Source organism: Nonomuraea sp. NPDC005692, assembly GCF_040631115.1.
GTDB lineage: Bacteria > Actinomycetota > Actinomycetes > Streptosporangiales > Streptosporangiaceae > Nonomuraea.
The window spans coordinates 1-19,060 of record NZ_JBEXYU010000057.1 but is presented as its reverse complement, the minus strand read 5'-3'; the positions used below and the strand labels follow the sequence as shown (position 1 = coordinate 19,060).

The 19,060-nt window shown below is 70.6% G+C and carries 17 protein-coding genes and 4 pseudogenes; 6 read left to right on the top strand and 15 right to left on the bottom strand.

The features are described from left to right. Window positions 1-139: 139 nt before the first annotated feature. Together ABZ459_RS51115 and ABZ459_RS51110 are read left to right on the top strand one after the other, a co-directional pair. Entirely contained in the window at window positions 140-1,438 is a 1,299-nt protein-coding gene (locus ABZ459_RS51115) for a pentapeptide repeat-containing protein (RefSeq protein WP_357988318.1), read from the top strand. A gap of 141 nt (window positions 1,439-1,579) precedes the next feature. Next, window positions 1,580-1,750: a hypothetical protein gene (locus tag ABZ459_RS51110; RefSeq protein WP_357988315.1), complete on the top strand. Its 171-nt coding sequence runs from the start codon at window positions 1,580-1,582 to the stop codon at window positions 1,748-1,750. Between the two features lie 126 nt (window positions 1,751-1,876). On the opposite strand, the gene ABZ459_RS51105 is transcribed toward ABZ459_RS51110, so the two are convergent. The 5 genes and pseudogenes from ABZ459_RS51105 to ABZ459_RS51085 all read right to left on the bottom strand — a co-directional run bounded on the left by ABZ459_RS51105 (window position 1,877) and on the right by ABZ459_RS51085 (window position 5,448). Next, a complete protein-coding gene (locus ABZ459_RS51105) occupies window positions 1,877-2,785 on the bottom strand; it encodes an amidohydrolase family protein (RefSeq protein WP_357988312.1) in 909 nt (302 codons plus the stop codon). Window positions 2,786-2,794: 9 nt separating this feature from the next. Continuing rightward, on the bottom strand, window positions 2,795-3,370 hold the full coding sequence (locus ABZ459_RS51100; RefSeq protein ID WP_357988309.1) for an amidohydrolase family protein: 576 nt from the start codon (window positions 3,368-3,370) through the stop codon (window positions 2,795-2,797). Window positions 3,371-3,382: 12 nt separating this feature from the next. Then, entirely contained in the window at window positions 3,383-4,081 is a 699-nt protein-coding gene (locus tag ABZ459_RS51095; protein ID WP_357988306.1) for a hypothetical protein, read from the bottom strand. 178 nt (window positions 4,082-4,259) lie between these two features. Continuing rightward, a pseudogene (locus ABZ459_RS51090) lies at window positions 4,260-4,442 on the bottom strand (ISL3 family transposase); the annotation flags it as partial. 94 nt (window positions 4,443-4,536) lie between these two features. Then, the gene (locus ABZ459_RS51085; RefSeq protein ID WP_357988303.1) at window positions 4,537-5,448 is read right to left on the bottom strand and encodes an oxidoreductase; all 912 of its coding nucleotides are present in this window, start codon (window positions 5,446-5,448) and stop codon (window positions 4,537-4,539) included. 106 nt (window positions 5,449-5,554) lie between these two features. Here ABZ459_RS51085 and ABZ459_RS51080 point away from each other — a divergent pair, with 106 nt between their 5' ends. After that, window positions 5,555-6,196, top strand: a complete 642-nt coding sequence (locus tag ABZ459_RS51080) for a TetR/AcrR family transcriptional regulator (RefSeq protein ID WP_357988301.1) — start codon at window positions 5,555-5,557, stop codon at window positions 6,194-6,196. Between the two features lie 130 nt (window positions 6,197-6,326). On the opposite strand, the pseudogene ABZ459_RS51075 reads toward ABZ459_RS51080, so the two are convergent. After that, window positions 6,327-7,231: pseudogene (locus ABZ459_RS51075) on the bottom strand (IS701 family transposase); the annotation flags it as partial. Here ABZ459_RS51075 and ABZ459_RS51070 point away from each other — a divergent pair. After that, a complete protein-coding gene (locus tag ABZ459_RS51070) occupies window positions 7,124-8,023 on the top strand; it encodes a class I SAM-dependent methyltransferase (RefSeq protein WP_357988298.1) in 900 nt (299 codons plus the stop codon). The pseudogene ABZ459_RS51075 and the gene ABZ459_RS51070 overlap by 108 nt on opposite strands. Window positions 8,024-9,128: 1,105 nt before the next feature. Here the strand turns inward: ABZ459_RS51070 and ABZ459_RS51065 are convergent. The 3 genes from ABZ459_RS51065 to ABZ459_RS51055 all read right to left on the bottom strand — a co-directional run bounded on the left by ABZ459_RS51065 (window position 9,129) and on the right by ABZ459_RS51055 (window position 13,270). Continuing rightward, entirely contained in the window at window positions 9,129-11,297 is a 2,169-nt protein-coding gene (locus tag ABZ459_RS51065) for an MMPL family transporter (protein WP_357988295.1), read from the bottom strand. A gap of 16 nt (window positions 11,298-11,313) precedes the next feature. Further along, the gene (locus tag ABZ459_RS51060) at window positions 11,314-11,868 is read right to left on the bottom strand and encodes a helix-turn-helix domain-containing protein (RefSeq protein ID WP_357988292.1); all 555 of its coding nucleotides are present in this window, start codon (window positions 11,866-11,868) and stop codon (window positions 11,314-11,316) included. Between the two features lie 166 nt (window positions 11,869-12,034). Next, on the bottom strand, window positions 12,035-13,270 hold the full coding sequence (locus ABZ459_RS51055) for a family 1 glycosylhydrolase (protein ID WP_357988289.1): 1,236 nt from the start codon (window positions 13,268-13,270) through the stop codon (window positions 12,035-12,037). Window positions 13,271-13,369: 99 nt separating this feature from the next. On the opposite strand from ABZ459_RS51055, the gene ABZ459_RS51050 reads away from it, so the two are divergent. Further along, the gene (locus ABZ459_RS51050) at window positions 13,370-14,350 is read left to right on the top strand and encodes a LacI family DNA-binding transcriptional regulator (protein ID WP_357988286.1); all 981 of its coding nucleotides are present in this window, start codon (window positions 13,370-13,372) and stop codon (window positions 14,348-14,350) included. Here ABZ459_RS51050 and ABZ459_RS51045 read toward each other — a convergent pair whose 3' ends face one another. From ABZ459_RS51045 to ABZ459_RS51030, 4 genes are read right to left on the bottom strand one after another with little or no spacing between them, the layout of a single operon-like run. Further along, entirely contained in the window at window positions 14,351-14,965 is a 615-nt protein-coding gene (locus ABZ459_RS51045; protein WP_357988283.1) for a helix-turn-helix domain-containing protein, read from the bottom strand. A gap of 9 nt (window positions 14,966-14,974) precedes the next feature. Next, the gene (locus ABZ459_RS51040; RefSeq protein ID WP_357988280.1) at window positions 14,975-16,207 is read right to left on the bottom strand and encodes an MFS transporter; all 1,233 of its coding nucleotides are present in this window, start codon (window positions 16,205-16,207) and stop codon (window positions 14,975-14,977) included. Beyond that, the gene (locus tag ABZ459_RS51035; protein ID WP_357988277.1) at window positions 16,194-16,514 is read right to left on the bottom strand and encodes a hypothetical protein; all 321 of its coding nucleotides are present in this window, start codon (window positions 16,512-16,514) and stop codon (window positions 16,194-16,196) included. The genes ABZ459_RS51040 and ABZ459_RS51035 overlap by 14 nt, the downstream gene beginning before the upstream one ends. Further along, window positions 16,508-16,660 carry a hypothetical protein gene (locus tag ABZ459_RS51030; protein WP_357988274.1) on the bottom strand — a complete coding sequence of 51 codons (153 nt, stop codon included), beginning with the start codon at window positions 16,658-16,660 and terminating at the stop codon, window positions 16,508-16,510. The genes ABZ459_RS51035 and ABZ459_RS51030 overlap by 7 nt, the downstream gene beginning before the upstream one ends. 92 nt (window positions 16,661-16,752) lie before the next feature. On the opposite strand from ABZ459_RS51030, the gene ABZ459_RS51025 reads away from it, so the two are divergent. Further along, window positions 16,753-17,733: an alpha/beta hydrolase fold domain-containing protein gene (locus tag ABZ459_RS51025; protein WP_357988271.1), complete on the top strand. Its 981-nt coding sequence runs from the start codon at window positions 16,753-16,755 to the stop codon at window positions 17,731-17,733. A gap of 607 nt (window positions 17,734-18,340) precedes the next feature. On the opposite strand, the pseudogene ABZ459_RS51020 reads toward ABZ459_RS51025, so the two are convergent. Further along, window positions 18,341-18,823, bottom strand: a pseudogene (locus ABZ459_RS51020) (peptide deformylase); the annotation flags it as partial. Between the two features lie 30 nt (window positions 18,824-18,853). Continuing rightward, window positions 18,854-19,060: pseudogene (locus tag ABZ459_RS51015) on the bottom strand (tRNA (adenosine(37)-N6)-threonylcarbamoyltransferase complex transferase subunit TsaD); the annotation flags it as partial.

Below are 19,060 nucleotides of genomic sequence, written 5' to 3'. Positions count from 1 at the left end.
AAGGAGTCGTAGGCCGGCCCTTCGCTCGGGTCCGTGCGATGAGCCCCAAGCGGCGGGTGTTACCTCAGGTCAGAGATGCCCCGATGATGAGTGGGTCCCCACCTCGTAACGGTGTGCCACCAGGAGCGGAATCGCCTACGTGGATCCTTTCCGACGCTCTCCCCGCCCGTCCGCCCCTCTTCCCGAGCTGCGGCCGCCGCGTTCGATGTGGTGGTGGGCTCTTCCTGCGGCGCTGCTGGTCGGTGCCGCGGTCTGGGGCGTCAGCGCCTGGCTGCTGCAGGATCTGGGCACGCTGCCCGTTCCCGAGCAGGTCTCCGCCCGGATCGAGGCTGTCCGTACCTCGCTGGCGGCCGGTGCCGGCGTCGGCGCCGCGATGACGCTGCTGCTGGCCGTGCGCCGCCAGCGGCACCAGGAGCTGGCCACCGCGCACACCACGCATGACGCCGCCGAACGCCGGGTGACCGAGCTCTACACCAAGGCCGCCGAGCAACTCGGCAACGCCCAGGCCCCGGTCCGGCTGGCCGGCCTGTACGCACTGGAGCGCCTGGCCCAGGACACCCCGGTGCTGCGGCAGACGATCGTGGACGTGATCTGCTCCTACCTGCGCATGCCGTACACGCCGCCGGACGGGACCGATCCGGCCGGACCCGCTGTGCCGCGCGCCACCGTCGCCGGCGTCTCCGCCCCGGCGACAGGCCACGATCCGCAGGAGGAACGCCAGGTTCGCCTGACCGCCCAGCGCATCCTGACCGCCCACCTGCACTACGACGACTCCTCTGCCCCACGCCGCCGGTGGCCCTCCCGCCACCCCGACCGCAACCCGCGCCACTGGCCAGACATCCAGCTCGACCTCACCGGCGCCGTCCTCATCGACTTCGACCTCCGCACCTGCCGCATGGGCACGGCTGAGTTCGGCGGGGCGGCCTTCTCCGGCACCGCCCGGTTTGACGGGGCGGCCTTCTCCGGCACCGCCTGGTTCGACGGGGCGACCTTCTCCCGTGACGCCCGGTTCGAAGGGGCGACCTTCTCCGGCGACGCCATGTTCCGCGTGGCGACCTTCTCCGGCACCGCCGTGTTCGACGGGGCGACTTTCACCCGCTACGCCGTGTTCAGCGTGGCGACCTTCTCCCGCGCCGCCTGGTTCGACGGGGCGACCTTCTCCCGTGACGCCCGGTTCGATAGGGCGACCTTCTCCCGCGACGCCCGGTTCGCTAAGGCGACCTTCTCCGGCGACGCCCGGTTCGACGAGGCGTCAGGGCTGGAGACGGCCGAGTTGACCGGTGTGCGGATCGCGCCGGTGGCTGCGTACGTGCGGCGGGTGTGGCCGCCATGCTGGCGGGTGGAGGTGACGGCGGAAGGCTGGCAGACGCTGCGCGTGGTGGCGGCGGGGGACGGCGGCGGTCAGGCGGCGGACGGAGAAGCGGGGCCGGCCGGTTGACATAGGGGCCGATATCGAGCACCACGACCTGGTAAAGTGCGCTGGCGATCGTTATCGAGCCTGATTTATCCCGTCATGTTCGAGCCGAAACCAGCCTGCACCTCGCATCGTCCTCGGGCTCACCCTCGCTGAAGAACTTTCGTGAGGAAGGGGGCACTCTACGAGACGATCGCCACCGGGGTCACCGGCACTTCCGGACCCCGACTCGCCTTCGCCAAGAAGTTCCCCCTCGACGAGGTTCTGTGCGGCGAAGGGGATTCATGCCTCCTCCTGGTCGGCCCGGAGCGCACTGCCCTCGTCTACGTCAGCTGACCGTCGCCGGCGAGCACACCACCCCGGGCCGCTTCTCGCGTGCACAGCCGTGACGGCCCTGCCTGCCCTTCAGCGCAGGAACCGACGGTCCACAGCAGGATGGTCTCGCGCCGCCAAGGAGGGTGCTCAGCGGAGCCGGCGGACGGAACGGCCGGGCCGGGCACCAGTGGGCCGCCCCTCATCGATCACCCAGGTGCCGGCCACCATGACGAAGGGGATGCCCCGCGGGGGCCGCCGAGGTTCGTCGTACGTCGCCACCTCGCCGACCGTTTCGGGGTCGAAGAGCACGAGGTCGGCCAGGTAGCCGGGCTTGACCAGGCCACGGGTGGCGAGCCCGAGGCGGCGGGCGGGCCGTGACGTCATCTTCGCGACGCATTCCTCCAGCGTCAGCAGGTTGAGTGCACGGACGTAACGGCCGAGAAGGCGAGGGAAGGTGCCCCACGTGCTGGAGGCATGTGGTGCCGAGCCGGTCGCGGACGAGCAGGTCGAAGTACACGTCCCGGCCGCTCGTCCCTCCCGTGCGGCGAGATCGGCGAGCGTGGCGCCCACGTAGGGCTGGTTGGCGGGATCCCGGACACCGCTGATCCGGACGGTGCTCCAGTCGACCGGTACGCCGTGGCACCCGTCGGAGCCGCGCTCTTCCAGATCCCGTCGGAGCCGCATACGAGCCGGGAGGTCCTGCAACCGGTCGATCAACGCCTGCGGACCGCCCTCGGCCGCCCAGCTCGGCAGCAACGCGGCAAGAGTGGTCGAACCTGCGGTGTAGGGATAGCTGTCCATGCTGATGTCGCAGCCGTCGGAGAGGGCGTCGTCGATCAGGCGCAGGAGGTCGGCGGCGCGTCCGGCGTTGTCGGGGAAGTTCATCATGGTGTGCGCGAGGTGGAGGGGGCAGCTTGAACGCCGCGACACCTCGATCATCTCGGCGTAGGCGGCGAGGGCGTCCCGGCCGTAGCTGCGGTGGTGCGGGCTGTGGTAGCCGCCGTGGGCCGCGACCACGCGGCACAGTTCCACCAGTTCCTCCGTGTCGGCGTACATGCCGGGCGGCTAGGTCAGGCCGGACGACATGCCGACGGCTCCCTGCCGCATTCCCTCGGCGACGAGTTCGCGCATCATGTCGAGCTCGCCGCTGGTCGGTGGCCGGTTCTCCCAGCCGAGGACGAGCGCGCGCACCGTCCCATGCGGGATCAGGTAGGCGGCGTTGACCGCGATGCCCTCGTCCAGCCGGTCGAGGTAGCCGCCCACGGTGCGCCAGTCCCAGTCGACATCTTCTGGATCGCCGTTCCAGCCGGCGAGCTGGATCCGCAATTGCCGGAGAGTCGTGTCGTCGACCGGCGCGTAGCCGAGGCCGTCCTGACCGAGGACCTCGAGCGTCACACCCTGCGCCGCCTTCGCCACATGATGCGGGTCCGTGAGGAGGGCGAGGTCGGAGTGCGCGTGCATGTCGATGAAACCCGGCGCCAGTACGAGCCCGTCGACGTCCATCACGCGTCCGGCGCCCGCCGTTGCCTGCCCGGGTTCCGTGATTTCGGTGATCATGCCCGCCTTCGTGACGACGTCGGCGCGGTATGAGGGCCGGCCGCTGCCGTCCACGACCCGGGGGCCCCGGAAGGTGTGGTTCACGAGTCCATCACCTCAGAACAGCGTACGGATGTGGTCGACGACGACGCCGTCCTCGACCACGGGGATCAAAGGCCACTTGTCGAAGACCGTGCAGGGGTGCGAGAGGCCGCAGCCCACCCAGTCGCCGACCTGGAGCTGCGTGTCTCCCGCTACGGCGACAAAGGCGTGTTGATCGTTGAGTGATACGACCTTCAGCCCCTCGCCCGGCATCGAGCAGCCATCCGAACGGCGGATCTCGCGGGGGACCGGCAGCCCCACATCGAAGGAAGCGTCCCTCTTGCCGAAGTCCAGCAGCGCCAGGCCCGGCTCAGGGCGGGAGATCACCTGGCTCCACAACAACAGCGCGGGTCGCAGCGCGTCCGCCGTCACGCCGCGTGCGGACGGCCTGACCCCGGCATAGAAGCCGTCGTCATGGGTCACATATGCGCCGCTGCGCAGCAGGACGCGCGTCGGCGGGGACAGGAGCCACGGCCCGGCCAGTTCCTCGGCCACGATGTCGAAGTACGCGCTCCCGCCCGCACTCACCACGATCTCCTCCGCCGGCTTGAACCGGCCTTCGGCATCGAACTGCCGGGTAAGCCCGCCGAGGGTTCGCAGGTAGTGCCTGATGCTACGCAGGGCGGCCGGTGTGGCCTCGTGCGCCACGATGCCTTCGTAGCCGGACACGCCGACGAGGCGCAAGGCCGCGCTCTCCGCGACCGCGTCCGCCACCCTTCGACCTTACTTGGTTTGCCCCCCTGGCCATCGAGCAAGGCTCCACCGAAAAGCGCCGCCCAGGCCGGTCGGCCGCCCGCCGGCGCCCTCGGTTGAGCGGGCGATCTTCTGGCACGTCTACCCGCTGGGCTACCTCGGCGTCGAGCGCACCGCCATCCTCGAGCACATCGACGGTGCGGCCGGGCAGAACATCAATACGCTGGCAGGTCTCGGCGTCGATGAGCACGGTGGCGTAGTGATGACGCCGGCGCAGCGCGAAGTCGTCCACGCCCGGCACACGGGGCACCCGCAACGCGGGCAACGGCAGACGCAGCAGCAGGCGCAGGGCGGTATGCCGCGATAAGCGCACTGCCAGCGCGGCTAACGCCCGTATGCCGGCCCGCGTCGCCGCGCAGAACACCTGCCAGGTCACCGAGGCCCTGGCCGGCCAGGTCAGTACAGCTAGGGACGGCTCAGACGGGGAACCGCACACCCGTCAGGCGTTCTGACAGCTCCCACAGCCGTCGGCCCGTCTCGGGGTCGGCGGCGGCGGGGGCCGGCCGGACCCGCTCGGGGGCGCCCCGGAGCTCGGCCATGCCGCCGGGGCCGATGAACTCGCCGCCCTCGACGCCGGGTGCGGTGGCCGCGTGGAGCTGGGGGAGCGCGCCCTGCGCGCAAGACTGGGCGACGGGCGCGAGAAGGTGGCCGAACAGCAGCTTCACCAGGCCGACCGGCGCGCTGGTCTGAAGGTTGGTGGAGGCGTAGCCCGGATGGGCGAGCACGCTGCGCACCGGGCTGCCCGCCCGCGCGAGCCGCCGGTGCAGTTCCAGCCCGAAGACGGCGTTGGCCAACTTGGACTGGTTGTAGAACCGCATCGGCGAGTACGCGCGCTCGCCGGTCAGGTCGTCGAAGAAGATCTTCCCCTGCCGGTGGTTGGCCGAGGTGACCGTGACGACCCGGGGGGCGTCGCCCTTGGCGAGGAGGTCGAGCAGCAGGCCGGTGAGCGCGAAGTGGCCGAGATGGTTGGCGGCGAACTGCAGCTCGTGGCCCTCGGCGGTGAGCGTGCGCGGCGGCGCCATCAGGCCCGCGTTGTTGACCAGCATGTCGAGGCGGCCGAGGTCGGCGTGGAGGCGCTCGGCGAACGCCCGCACCGAGCCGGGGTCGGTCAGGTCGAGGCGGTGCACGTCCAGCGCGGAGCCCGGTCCTCCCAGCTCCGCGACCGCGCGGCGCCCCTTGGCCTCGTCGCGTACGGCGAGGATCACGCGGGCGCCCTTGCGGGCCAGCGCCCTGGTGGTGGCCAGGCCGAGGCCGCTGCTCGCGCCGGTGACGACCGCGACCCTCCCGGTCTGGTCGGGGATGTCGTCTTCGGTCCAGCGCGCGATCATGGGTCTCTCCCAGCGGGGTCGGCAAACAACAACGACCGTTGTCGTACGTGTAACAATGAGCGTTGTCGTATGCTGGTGTCAAACGCCGCTCGTACGGAGAGGTCCTTTGCGAAGCTGGTCCGACGACAACCCCAAGGCGCGGCTCATGCAGCGCAAACGCACGGCGATCGTCAACGCCGCGCGCGAGGCGTTCCTCGACACGGGCTACGCCGAGACCTCGATGCACCGCATCGCCGAGGCCGCGGGCGTGTCGATCAAGACCGTCTACCGCCACTTCGACGGAAAGGACGAGCTGTTCAGCGCCGTCATCCACGACGCCTGCTCGGCTCCCGAGGGGCCGGAGGGCGAGCACGCCGACCTGCCATGGCTGTCCGAGCCGCCGCGGGTCGCGCTGCCGATGGCGGGCATCGACTACCTGAGCAGGGTGCTCTCGCCGACCGAGCTCGCGCTCTACCGGGTGGTGACGCGCGACGCCCCGCGCTTCCCCGAGCTGGGGCCGCGCTACCGCCAGGTCATGGAGGTCAGGGTCGGCGTCCTCGCGCGCTACCTCGGCCACTGGGCCCCGAGCGAGGGCTGGACGGTCGCCGAGCCGCGCGAGATGGCGTCGACGTTCGTCGCGATGCTCGGCAGAGACCTGTTCGAGGACGCGCTCCACGGCGTCCGGCGGCCGGACGACGACGAGATCGCCGCCCGCGCCCGCGCCGCGACCGGCCAGTTGATGGCGTTGCTGAGGAGCGGCGCCAGCTAGTACTACAGCGAGCTTTCGAAATGTTTCAGCCGATGTCTCCTGTAGTGGCTGGCCCTGGCGCGGGTCTGATGGAGGCGTCGGTAGTGGGACCAGGCCAGAACCTGGGCGAGCGGGCGGATGAGAGTGCTGGTCAGGTGTGCCAGCAGACGGCGGATCTCGACTGGTGTGAGGCGGACCAGCTCGCTTGGGTTTTTGGGAAATGCGCGGCGGTGACGGCCAGGAAGGCGTGGGCGAGCATCGCCAGCGTGATGTGACGGTGCCAGGCGTCGAAGCGGCGAACCTGGTAATGGTCCAGGCCGGTCTCGTTCTTGGCGCTCTGGAAGCATTCCTCGATAGCCACCTGCTGCCGGCGACGGCGATGAGGTCCTCCAGGCTGGTGCCGGCCGGGGCGTAGCACAGGTAGTAGGCCAGTTCCCGTTCGCCCTTGGCGCCGCGGCCGAAGGAGCGGCGCTTCCACGCCTCGGCGGGGGCCTGGGCGGTGGCGGTGTCGGCACGATCCCCGCCCCAGTCGGTGCCGACCCATTGGCTCTTGGGCACCGCCACCACGTAGCTGAGGCGGTGTTCTTCCAGGAAACGCCGAAACTTGAAGTCCAGGCCGTAAGCCTCATCTGCGGTGACCCACGACACCGGCACGCCGGCCTGAAGCACGCGGGTCAGCATCGTACGCGCCAGCGCCGGCTTGGTGGCGAAGGGCACGTCGGCCGGGATACCGGCCCGGGCGTAGCGGTCACGATCGTCGGTCCAGGACCTGGGCAGATACAGCTCAGCATCGATCAGTGCCCGCCCGAGCGGGGAAGCGTAGGCCAGGAAAACTCCCACCTGGCAGTTCTCCACCCGGCCCGCGGTGCCAGAGTACTGGCGCTGTACCCCAGCCGACTTGTCGCCCTTCTTCAGGAAGCCGGTCTCGTCCACGATCAGCACACCGTCATGGTGGCCGAGATGGTTCATCACGTACTCACGCAGGTCGACGCGTACTTGGCGCGGGTCCCAGCGGGCGCTGTTGAGCAGGCGTTGCATGCGATCCGGCGCTGCGTCCTGGTCAGCCGCACATCGTACGGACCGGCGCCGGCGCGCATGGAGTACGCGCTGACGGACCTGGGCCGGTCGCTACGCGACCAACTCACGCGCTCGGACAGTGGGCCGTCAGCATGCCCCGATAAGTTTCGACGCGTGAACAAAGACCGCGTGAACAAGGACAAAAGGTTGGACTCCGTCGCAGGGTACGCCGAAGCGGCCGAGATGTTGGCCGAGCAGTACGAGAGCGTCACGTTCGCGGAGGTGCACCGGGAGGTGCTGCACGTGTTTCCGGCGCGGCCGAGCCGGGTGCTGGACGTCGGAGCAGGCAGTGGCCGCGATGCGGCGGCGCTGGCTGCCCTCGGTCACACGGTCGTCGCCGCCGAGCCCACGGCTGAACTACGTGCCCTGGGCGAGCGCCTCCATGCCGACCAGGCTGTGGAGTGGGTCGATGATGCGCTGCCGGACCTGGCGAGACTACGCGAGGAAGAACGTCTTTTCGATCTCGTCCTGCTGACCGCCGTCTGGATGCACCTGGATGAGCAGGAGCGGGCCGCGGCGATGCCCAACCTGGTCAGTCTGCTCGCCCCCGGCGGGCGGGTGGTGCTCTCCCTGCGTCACGGCCCCGTCCCCGACGGCCGCCGCATGTTCGCCGTCTCCGCGCAGGAGACGATCCGCCTGGCCCGTACGCATGGCCTGGACCTGATCCATCTCGCTGAGCGCGTCGATCCGCACGGCCGCCGCGACGTCTCGTGGACGTACCTGGCATTGCAGATGCCGGCCCGCACCCAGCTCGCCGACCTGGTGCTGTGACCGGAAACGATCACCGAGTTGGGTAAGGAGCTCAGGCTGCCGATGCGGGCCGACCGCCAGCGGAGGTGTCGGCCTCGGCGACATCAACGCCTCGGCCATGGTCTTGACCATGGATCGCAACACGTCGGGCTCATCGGTCTGGATCTGCTTCGCCAGCCATTGATCGGGCGTCACACTGTTGTCTGCGGCCATCGCCTTGATCTCCTTCGTTGTTCGCACTCGAAGGATCACGCGATGGCCGTCTCCATTTCACGGCCGCCACGCTTGTGACCAGGTCAAACTCGTACACTACTCCCGTGGACGCAAGCGCCATGAATGACAAGGTGAAGATCACATCGCCGAGCATCTCAGGGTCGCAGTCTCGCACGTGCTCCTGGCCACTCGTGCGCGGAGTGGACGGGTCTCGGGGGCTTGGTAACGGTTGTGTCGCTCTGATGACGCTGTGTCTGTTGAGTCATACGTTGCGTATATGCCTGTCGACTTTCTGAGCGACCCAGAGGCGGCGTAGTACGGCCGTTACGACGTTCGGCGCGGTCATCGGCGTCCTGGGCGACGTAGCGGCCGCGCTCGTCACCGAAGACGTCGACCAACTGGTGAAGCAGTTGAGCCCGGTCCTCCAGATAGGCCAACTTCTCATCCACTGACACGAACGCGTAGCCCTCCGCGTCGTTCAGGAGGCGGACCACCTCCTCCACGCAGACGTGCACGCGAGTGGTGTTCGCGGTGTCGGTCACGGCTACTGGCCCTCCCTTGGCCGCCCTGTGGTCGCCCTGTTTCGACTCGCCGGGCAAGGTCTGGCGGTGTTCCCCGGCGTTCACGGCCTGGAACTCGTCAGTCTTCCCCCCCGGCCTGCGGTGGTCGGCGTCCTTCTCTCGGAGGTGGCCCCAGCCGCCCACTAGCGACATAGCCCTGCTCACAGAGGTGCCGAGCTGGGGTTCTGCCTCTCAGCCGTGCGCGTTCTCAAAGTCGTGACCGTCTCCGCTCCTGAGAACACGATCTTCTCGGAAGCCGGTTGACCTGCGCAGATCAGCTTAGTTTGGGGCCAGGGACACGTTCGGGAGGAGGATGCCGACCGGCTGCGATGTCGCCGTACACCTTCGGGTGTTCAGACCTTGGCGGCGGCGTCCGGGGTCGCGTGGTCGAGGTGCTCGCGCAGCCGCTCACCCTCGATGTCGACGTCGGGCAGTACGCGCGCGAGCCACCGGGGCAGCCACCAGGCGCGGTCGTCCAGCAGCGACATCACGGCCGGCACGATGGTCATCCTCACCACGAAGGCGTCGACGGCCACGCCGAGGGCCAGGGCGAAGCCCATGGACTTGATGATGGGGTCGTCCATGAGCACGAACCCGCCGAAGACCGAGATCATGATGAGCGCGGCGGCGGTGACGACGCGGGCGCCGTGTCCCATCCCGGAGATCGTCGCCTGGCGTGCGGTGTCGCCGTGGACGAAGTCCTCGCGCATCCGGGAGACCAGGAAGACCTGGTAATCCATGGCCAGGCCGAACAGGATGCCGATCATCAGGATGGGCAGGAAGCTGACCAGCGGCCCGGGAGTGTCGACGCCGAGCAGGCCGCTCAGCGATCCCTGCTGGAAGACCGCGACGGTGACGCCGAAGGTGGCGCCCACGGTGAGCAGGAAGCCGAGCGCGGCCTTGACCGGGACCAGGATGGAACGGAAGACCAGCATCAGCAGCAGCACCGACAGGCCCGCCACGAGCAACAGGTAGACGGGCAGCGCGTCGGACAGCTTCTCGGAGACGTCGATGCCGATCGCGGTCTGGCCGGTCAGGGAGACGTCGCCGATGTCCGCGACCCTGGTGCGGATGTCGTGGACGAGGGTCTCGGTGGCCTCGTCGGTGGGGCCGGTGGCCGGGACGACGGCCAGCAGGGCGGTCGTCCCGGAGGCGTTGAGCTGCGGCGACGTGACCGCCAGCACTCCCTTGGTGGCCTGGATCGCGGCGGCGGCCTCCTTCGCGGCACGGGTCGTGGCCTCGGCGGAGTCGCCGGTGACGACCGCGGCCAGCCGGCCGTTGAAGCCGGGCCCGAAACCCTCGCTGATGAGGTCGTACGCCTGACGGGCCGTGGTGCCCTGCGCCGCCGTTCCGGCGTCGGGCAGCGCGAGGCGCATCTGCGCGGCCGGTACGGCCAGGCCGCCCAGGAGGAGCACACCGGCCACGATGAACGGCACCCGCAAGCGGGTCACGACGTACGCCCAGCGGAACCCGAAACCGGGGCGCGTCGCGGCGGGGTCGTGAGCGGTCCCCCGCTGCTTGCGGGGCAGTACCCGGAGTCCGGCGAAGCCGAGCAGGGCGGGCTGGAGGGTGATGGCGACGAGCACGGCGACGGCCACGGTGGCCGAGGCGGCCAGGCCCATCACGGTGAGGAACGGGATGCCGACCACGGCAAGGCCCGCGAGGGCGATCACCACCGTGGCCCCGGCGAACACGACGGCCGAGCCCGCGGTGCCCACGGCGCGGGCGGCGGCGTCCTCCGGGTCGAGCCCGTCAAGCAGGTTCTGCCGGTGGCGGGAGGTGATGAAGAGCGAATAGTCGATGCCGACGGCCAGGCCGAGCATGAGGGCGAGGACCGGGGCGGTGCTGGTCAACTCGACGGTGCTGCTCAGGGCGAAAAGCCCGGCCATGCCCGCGCCGACGCCGATGAGCGCGGTGAGCAGGGTCATCCCCGCGGCCACGAGCGAGCCGAAGGTGATGAGGAGAACGACGGCCGCCACGGCGACGCCCAGGCCCTCGGTCCCGCCGATCTCCGGCTCGGCCGTCATCACCTCGCCGCCGTGCTCCACCCGCAGACCGGCCGCCTGCGCGCTCTTTCCGCTGTTCCCGTATGCGGTGCGTTGGGCGGCGGTCACCTTGTCTCCGGACTCGGCGAACTGCACCTGCACCAGGGCGTAGCGGCCGTCCTGGGAGAGGGAGCCGACCTGGAAGAGGTCGAGGGCCGCGACCACGCCCGGCAGCGCGGCGGCCTCCTTGGTGAGTGCCTGCACCGCGGCCCGGTTGTCGGCCGAGGTCAGCGCCTGGCCGTCGGGGGCGGCGACCACGATCGTGCCGGTGGCTCCGGCGGCCTGCGGGAACTGTTCGGCCAGGGCGTCCAGGGCGCGCTGGGACTCGGTTCCCGGGATGGTGAAGTTGCCGGCCGTCGGGCCGTTGAACGCCGCGGCCGACGCGCCGAGGGCCGCCAGTACGGCGATCCACAGGGCGAGCACGAGCCGCCGGTGCCGGAAGGATGCGCGGCCGAGCCGGTAGAGCAGTGTTGCCATGGAACGGTGGTCCCTCTCAGGGGCAGTTGGGATCATGGTCAAGGGTGCGCAGCGCGCAGCGGACGGTGACGGCGCGCAGTTCGTCATCCGGCAGCGGGACCGGGCTCACGCCGACGATGGGCACGGCCCCGAGCACCATCAGCGCGGCCACGCGAGCCTTGGGATCGGTGGAGCGGCCGGCGAACGCGTCGACCAGCCGGTCGATCTTGTCCGGCACCCCGGCCAGTGCCGGATGGCGGAGCATCTCGGGGAGGTCGTCATAGATGATCTTGAGCTCGCGCCGGAATCGAAGCATGAGGTCGACGAAACCCTCGACGGCCGGGAGGACGGCATCCTCGCCTTCCAGTTCGCCCAGCCGCGCGTCGAGCCCGGCGAGCGCCTCCGCCGCGGGGATCAGCAGTTCGGTGAGGATCGCGTCCTTGCCGTTGAAGTGGTACAGCAACGCCGCCTTGGAGCAGTCGACCTCACCGGCGATGTCCTGCAGCGAGGTGGCTTTGAAGCCGGTGGCGGCGAACAACCGTGACGCCGTTTCGAGGATCTCTCTGCGGAAGCCGGAGCTGTTGCGCGCCATGTGCGCCACAGTACATGACCGATCGGTCAAATCCTGACCGATCGGCCAGTTCTGTGATCACTGCCACAGAAAGGGCAGAGGTGGCCGGGCCGATCCCCACGAGCTGGTCACAGGTGCCGGATCGGGGCGGCGGACAGGTAGGGGCGGCGGCCGGCCAGGCATGCCGTCACAGGGCCTCCCCGTTCGTGCGAGCGAGCGCGCCCAGGTGGCGCGCGCTGTCCTTGACGGTGCGGGTCTGGGTGTCGCGGTCGACGGCGATGAGGCCGAAGGTCGGGGCGTAGCCGAGCATCCACTCGAAGTTGTCCAGCGCCGACCAGTAGTAGTAGCCGCCCACGTCGATGCCGTCGGCCAGGCAGCGCCGTACGCCTTCCAGGGCCTGGCGGACGTACTCGGTGCGGCGGGTGTCGTCGGCGGTGGCGATGCCGTTCTCGGTGACGATCACCGGCAGGCCGGCGACGGCCGCGCCGCGGATGACGTTTTCCAGCGACCGCGGATGGAATTCGTAGCCCATCTGGGTCACCTCGGCTCCGTCGGGCACCGGCAGGAGGCCGTCGGGGCCGACGCGCATGCGGCTGTAGCTCTGCACGCCGAGAAAGTCGTCGCCGTCGAGGGCGGGCAGGAAGTCCTCGAAGGTCTCGCGCCACATCTGCCGTGCCCGCTCCTGCCCTCCCGGCTCGGGGTGGTAGTCCTGCAGGGCGAGGGTGAGGCCGATGCGGGTGTCCGGGCTGACTTTTCTGATCTCGGTGCGGGCGGCCATGTGTGCCCGCATGATCACCTCGTTGGCGGCCTGGCCGTAGGCGAACAGGAACGGTTTGACCCGGTCGGGGGTGGTGCCCAGGTCGTGGGCGGCGGCGGCCATCCAGGCGCCGAGCCCGACTGGGGCCAGTTCGAACAGGTCGCCGGCGACCTGGCGTACGACGGGGCCGATGTTGGCCTCGTTGATCGTGCACACGTAGGGGATGAGCGGGCCGAGTTCGGCCATGACCGTGCGGCAGTAGGCCGCGAAGCGCTCGGGGGTGCCGGGGGCGCTCCAGCCGCCGAGCCTCATCAGCCAGCGCGGACTGGTGAAGTGGTGCAGCGTGACCATCGGGGTCAGGCCGTGCTCGTGGCAGGCGTCCAGCACGTCGCGGTAGTGGGCCAGGGCCGCCCGGGAGTATCTGCCCGGCTCGGGTTCCACCCTGGCCCACTCGAGGGAGAAGCGGTAGCTGGTCAGTCCCAGCTCGGCCAGCAGGGCGATGTCCTGGCGGTAGAGCCGGTAGTGGTCGCAGGCGTCGCCGCTGGGCTCGGCGAAGATCGTTCCTGCGGTGTTCTCCAGCACCCAGAAGTCGCTGTTGACGTTGTTTCCTTCGACCTGGTGGGCGGCGGTCGCCGTACCCCAGAGGAAACCGTTGGGAAAGCCCATCTCTGCCCCTCCACTAACGCGCGTTACCAACGCGCGTTAGCACGCTAACATGGGGCTTTGCCGCAAGGGCAAGCCAAGGTTTGATAACGGGAGGGGCGCATGGCCAAAGCCGCGAGGCGGGTCACCAGCGCCGACGTGGCCCGGGCCGTCGGCGTCTCCCGCACCACGGTGAGCTTCGTGCTCAACGACCGGCCAGGCCAGTCCATCCCCGAGGAGACCAGGCGCCGCGTGCTGGAGGCCGCCCAGCGCCTGGGCTACCGGCCGCACGCCCCGGCCCGCGCCCTGGCGGCCGGACGCAGCGACATCGTGCTGCTGTCGCTGCGCTCGATGACGCAGGGGCCGACCGTCACCAGCCTCGTCGAGGGCCTGGCCACCGCGCTGGCGGCCAGGCGGCTCACGCTCGTCCTGCACCTGGGCGGCGAGGGCACACGGCCGCTGCCCGATGTCTGCGCCGCCGTCGCGGCCTCGGCGGTCCTGGGCCTGGAGCCCTTCGACGCCGCCACCACCGCCGCGCTGTACGAGGCCGGCGCCGACGTGGTGCTGCCGGCCGAGACCGACAGTCTCGCCGGCTACCAGCGCGAGGTCGGCCGCCTCCAGGCCGAGCACCTGATCGCCGGCGGCCACCGGCGCATCGGCTACGCCACCTCCGGCCTCGCACTCGCCGGGCCGATCGCGAGCGAGCGCCTGCGCGGCGTGCGGGAGGCCTGCGCCGCCGCCGGGCTGGCGCCGCCGCCGGTGCTGACCGTGGACCTGGAGGCCGACAGCGCGGCGCGGGCCGTGGCCCGCTGGCGGCAGGAGGGTGTGAGCGCGGTGTGCGCCTACAGCGACGAGGTCGCCGTCGCCGTCCTGGCCGGCCTGCGCGAGTGGGGCCTTGCCGCCCCTGGCGACCTGGCCGTCGTGGGGGTGGAGGACATGCCGACCGCACGGTTGGCCGGGCCGCCGCTGACCACCATCGCGTTCGACAGCCACGCGCTGGGCCGGGAACTGGCCGACGCGGTGCTGGCGGCCCTCGAAGGCAGAAGGTACGGCCTGGACACCGACGGCCGGCACTTCCGCCTGATCCCGCGCTCGTCCACCTGATCAGCCCTCGATCAGCAGGTCGCGGCAGAGCACCCGCGTGAAGGCGTCCATCGCCGCCAGCATGTCGAAGGACTCATCCAGCAGCCACTGCTCCTCCAGCCCGGTGATCGCGGCGATGATGATCGACGCGGTCGCGACGGGGTCGGCGTCGGCGCGCACGCGACCGGCGGCGATGTCCTGCGCGATCACCGTGGCCAGGTCCGTGCGGAAGGTGTGGACGCGCCGCCTGGCCCACTCCCGCGCCAGCTCGGGAACGTCGTCGGAGCCGAACGTGCCGAGGTGCCCCAGACGGGTGAGCTCGCGGTTGGCGCGGGCCTGGGCGAGCATGTCGTGCACGATCTCCAGGGCGAACACCAGGTAGGGCCCCTCGGCCACACGGTCGCTGCCGGCGGCGAGCAGGACCTGCCGGTCGCGCTCGGCCAGCACCTCGGCCAGCAGTGCCTCCTTACTGGCGAAGTGGTGCAGCACGCCCGGCTGCGTGATCCCGGCCGCCTCGGCGACAGCCGCGATCGAGGTGCCCCGGTAGCCCCGGGCCGCGAAGAGATCGAGGGCGACGTTCAGGATCTTGGCCCGCCGCGCCGCCCCGGCGCGCTCGGCGTCACGTGTCCTGGCCACCCGCCGACCCTAACGCACCCCCCTGATCAGCAGAACCGCCAGTGCGCCCAGGACCGTGACGATCGTCACCGCGCCGTACAGCGGGCCGTACCCGCCGAACGCCGACACGACGGCCCCGGCCGCGGCAGGGGCCACCGTGTTGGGCAGGGTCGCGGCCAGGTTGAGCACGCCCAGGTCCTTGGCGAAGTCGTCGCGGCTGGGCAGGATCTCCGAGACCAGGGCCTGGTCGACGGAGATGAAGACGCCGAAGCCGATGGTGGCGACGATCGCCGAGAGGAACATGCCGGTCACGGTCGGCATCAGCAGCGGGATGAGCGCCGACAGGGAGATGATCAGTCCCCCGATCAGGGTGAGCGGCTTGCGCCTGCCCAACCGGTCCGACAGCGGCCCGGACACGACGATCGCGACCAGGAAGCCGGGCAGGCCCGCGAGCCCGAGTAGAGGCGTCAGCCTGGCGGCCTCCTCGGCGCCGAGGCCGAGGTAGTCCTGGGCGATGTAGAAGCCGTAGGTGAGGGCCATGTAGTAGCCGCCGAAGATGAGGAAGCGGCCCAGGAGCGCCCAGAAGAAGTCGGGATGGCGTGCGGGACTGACCCAGAACGCCGTGAAGAAGGCCACCGCGGAGAAGGGCGGGCGGGCCAGGTCCAGGTTGCCGGGGTCGCGGTTGATCACGACGAACAGCAGGATGACCGCCAGGACGACGACCGCGAAGGTGGCGTAGCCGGCGGGGATGCGGCTGACGAACAGGGAGGCCAGGACCGGCCCGAGGATCGCCCCGAGGATCTGGCCCAGCCCGATCAGCGTCGAGTAGCGGCCCCGCAGCCGGGTGGGCACCCGGTCCGGCATGATCGCCCCCAGCGGGCCCTGGAAGGCGTTGAAGCCGAACTGGACCAGCGTCATCGCCGCGATCAGCAGAGCCACGGTGCTCGCCCGGCCCGCCAGCAGCAGCGCGGCGACGCCGACGGCCGCGCCGGCGACCATCCACGGCGTCCGGGCGCCGTAGCGGGTGCGGGTCCGGTCCGACAGCAGGCCGATGACGGGCTGGGCGACCATCGCCGCGCAGGCGCTCAGGGTGTTGATGAGGGCCAGGTTCCCGACCTTGGCGCCGTTGTCGATGGCCTGGACCTGGATCGGTAGGAAGTACCCGGAGACGGCGTAGGCCAAGGGCGCGGCGGCGCCGACGAAGGGCACGGTGAGAAAGAGCCGCCGCAGTGAGACGGGCAGGGCTTCCTCAGTGCGGGGCATCGCGCTCCAGTGCGTCGCCGCCCGCGAGCTGCCGCAGCTCCCGGACCTGGGGCTCGACAGCCATCGGGATGGAGCCGGCCCCGAACGGCTCGGCCGCCGGCCGGCCGAAGGTGCCCAGGCGGTTGCACCGGGAGTCGAGGATTCGGGTGTCCCGGCCGGGACACAGGACGGTGACGCCGATGCCGTCTGGCCCCGGCCCGGACCGCAGGCCGAGGGAGAACCCGGCGATGGCGTGCTCGGTGGCGCTGTAGCGGGCGGTGAAGCCCGGGTCGGGCAGGAAGGCGTGGGTGGAGGCGGTGTTCAGCACGTGCCGCCCCCGCCGTACAGCGGCACGCCCGCGTTGTCGCACAGCGGCTCGACCGAGCCGAACTCGGCGTGGGCGACCCGCGCGAGAGCCTGGGCCGGCTCGCGGTCGGTGACGCCCGCCCTACGGCCCTGGAGTTGATCAGGCATCGGCATCCTTTCGGAAAGATGCCGCGAGCATACTTACCAAGCACTCGGTAGGCTAGGGTGATCGCGTTACCGGCCGAGCGGAAGAGGTAGTGATGTCCATCCGAGCAGGCAAGGTCGAGGGACCTCTGGGCGAGGTGCTCCGCGTGATGATGGCTTCGGAACCGCTCGGCCAGGTGCGAAGCGTCGCCGAACAGCGCGAGGAGATCACCCGGCTATGGCAGGCCTCGCTCGAGTTCGTGGTCAGACCCGCCCCCGAGGGCGTCGCCACCGAGGATCTGGAGATCCCGGTCAACGGTGGCACGATCGGCGCGCGGATCTACCGCTGCGAAGGCGCGGTCGGAACCCACGTGTTCTTCCACGGGGGCGCCTACTGGCTGGGCAGTGTGGAGCTGTCCGACGTCCACAGCCGCTGGCTCGCCAAGCTGTCCGGAGTCGCGATCGTCTCGGTCGACTACCGGCTGGCGCCCGAGCATCCCTACCCGACTCCGATCGACGACTGCGCGGAGGCGACGGCCTGGCTTGCCGCCAACAGCGCGGAACTGGGCCTCGACTCCTCGTCGCTGTCGATCGGCGGGGAGAGCGCGGGTGCGAACGCGGCGGCGGTCGTCGCCCTGCGGTGCGCGGCCGGTGACGGGCCCGAGCTGGTCGCCCAAGTGCTCAGCGTGCCATTGACCGACTGGCTCGACGATGCGATCTACGAGGCGGAGATGGACCCGCGCTGCACTCCCACCGCCGCCGACATGGCACTGGCCCGTCGGCACCTGTTCGGCGGGGCTCCCCAGTCCGAGCAGTTGCTCGCGGCCTCACCGCTGCGCGCGGCGATCCCGGACGGCATGCGCGGCATCAAGACCATGATCATGACCAATCAGTTCGACCGGCTGCGCGACTCGGGTCAGGCTTACGCCCAACAGCTCCTGCGGGAGGGCGTGGAGGTGACGACCTATCACGCCCCGGACATTTTCCACGGCGGGTCCGGCATGACCGCCCTGTCGGCCTCCGCCCGCCGTTACGAGGCCGTCTACGCGGCCTACGTGCGTGAAACGCACGTGAAACGGGATCTTCTCTGTGGATGACGGATCAGTTCTCGCGTGCCGGCGAGGATGTCGAACCTCTACGAGTTCGCCCCTGCCCGGCTGCTCCACGGCGAACGCGGCACGGCATCCTCCTCGCCTGGGTAGCCCCGGTGCATCGCTGCACCGGGGCCCCTCAGAACCGTGCGTGCCACTCGTCGCGGCACACGGCTCAAGCAAGCCGCGAGGGGCGATTCAGGTGTGCTGTGCCGGGCTCCTGCGCAGGCGGGCGAGGTGGCCGAGATGGCAGGAGGCGTGAACGAGGCGGGTCTGGCCATCGCCGGTCAGGCTGGGCTGTCCGTGGTGCGTCAGATGGTCGGCTGCCATCGCGCGTCGGACGACGTTCAACCACCATCGTGCCCAGTGTTCAGGGCGATTCGGGTGGCTGATCCGCTGTGTGTAACTTGCCGCGGTGAACGGCCAAGGATTTCGGCGCTATTCGGCCGGGAGCCAGTTCGTACGGGAAGCGTCTTCCGGGACAGCGGGTTCTCCACGCCATCGGCAAGCTCCAGCAGCGCGACGGACTCGGTGCCGCCGGCCCGACGCAGGTAGGCGTACCGGATGGCCATGAAGCGCGGCGCGAGGAACTTCAGCCTGACAGTGCGACGTGTCAGCGCCGCAGGTCGTGCCCTGCGAAGACGATCCAGAGGTACGGCAGGGGCAGCATCGCCAGCTGGACCACCACGGCGGCCATGGCAGCCTGTCGTCCGGGTGCGAGCCGCACGGCGGTCGCCGCGGCCGCCGGCGCGATGCCGAGGCAGACGCTCGCCTCGATGAGCAGGTCGCCGACCGGGAACAGGGCGCCCTCCGGCAGGCGGGTCAGGACATGGGAGAAGGCCGCCAGCCAGATCGCGACCGCATCGCGGAAGCCGCCGGCCGCCCAGCGTGACGGCGTCTCTCCCGCCGCGAGGCTGACCAGGTGCTGGGCGGTCTCGAACGCTGCCGTCTCGGGGATCAGCAGGCATCGGGCCGGCAGCCCGGTGCCGTGCACGGTGACCGGCGCGCCGCTGACGTCGAAGCCGTCGCAGACGGCCCGGTCGGGGCGGGGCAGCGGGGCGGAGCAGCCCGGGACCGACAGGCAGCCCTCGCGGTCGTCGTCGAGCCGGCGGTCGGGACCCCATGGTCAGCTACGGCTGGGGGTGAGTGAGGCTCTGGTCAGTGGCGCCGAGGGATCGGCCGCCAGGTCGAGGGGCGACGGCGGCGTGTCGGCGGCGATGAGCAGGTCCCCGACGGCGGCGATCATGGCTCCGTTGTCGGTGCACAGCCGGGGCGGCGGGACGCGCAGGGTGATGCCCGCGGCGGCGCAGCGCTCGGCGGCGACCTGCCGCAG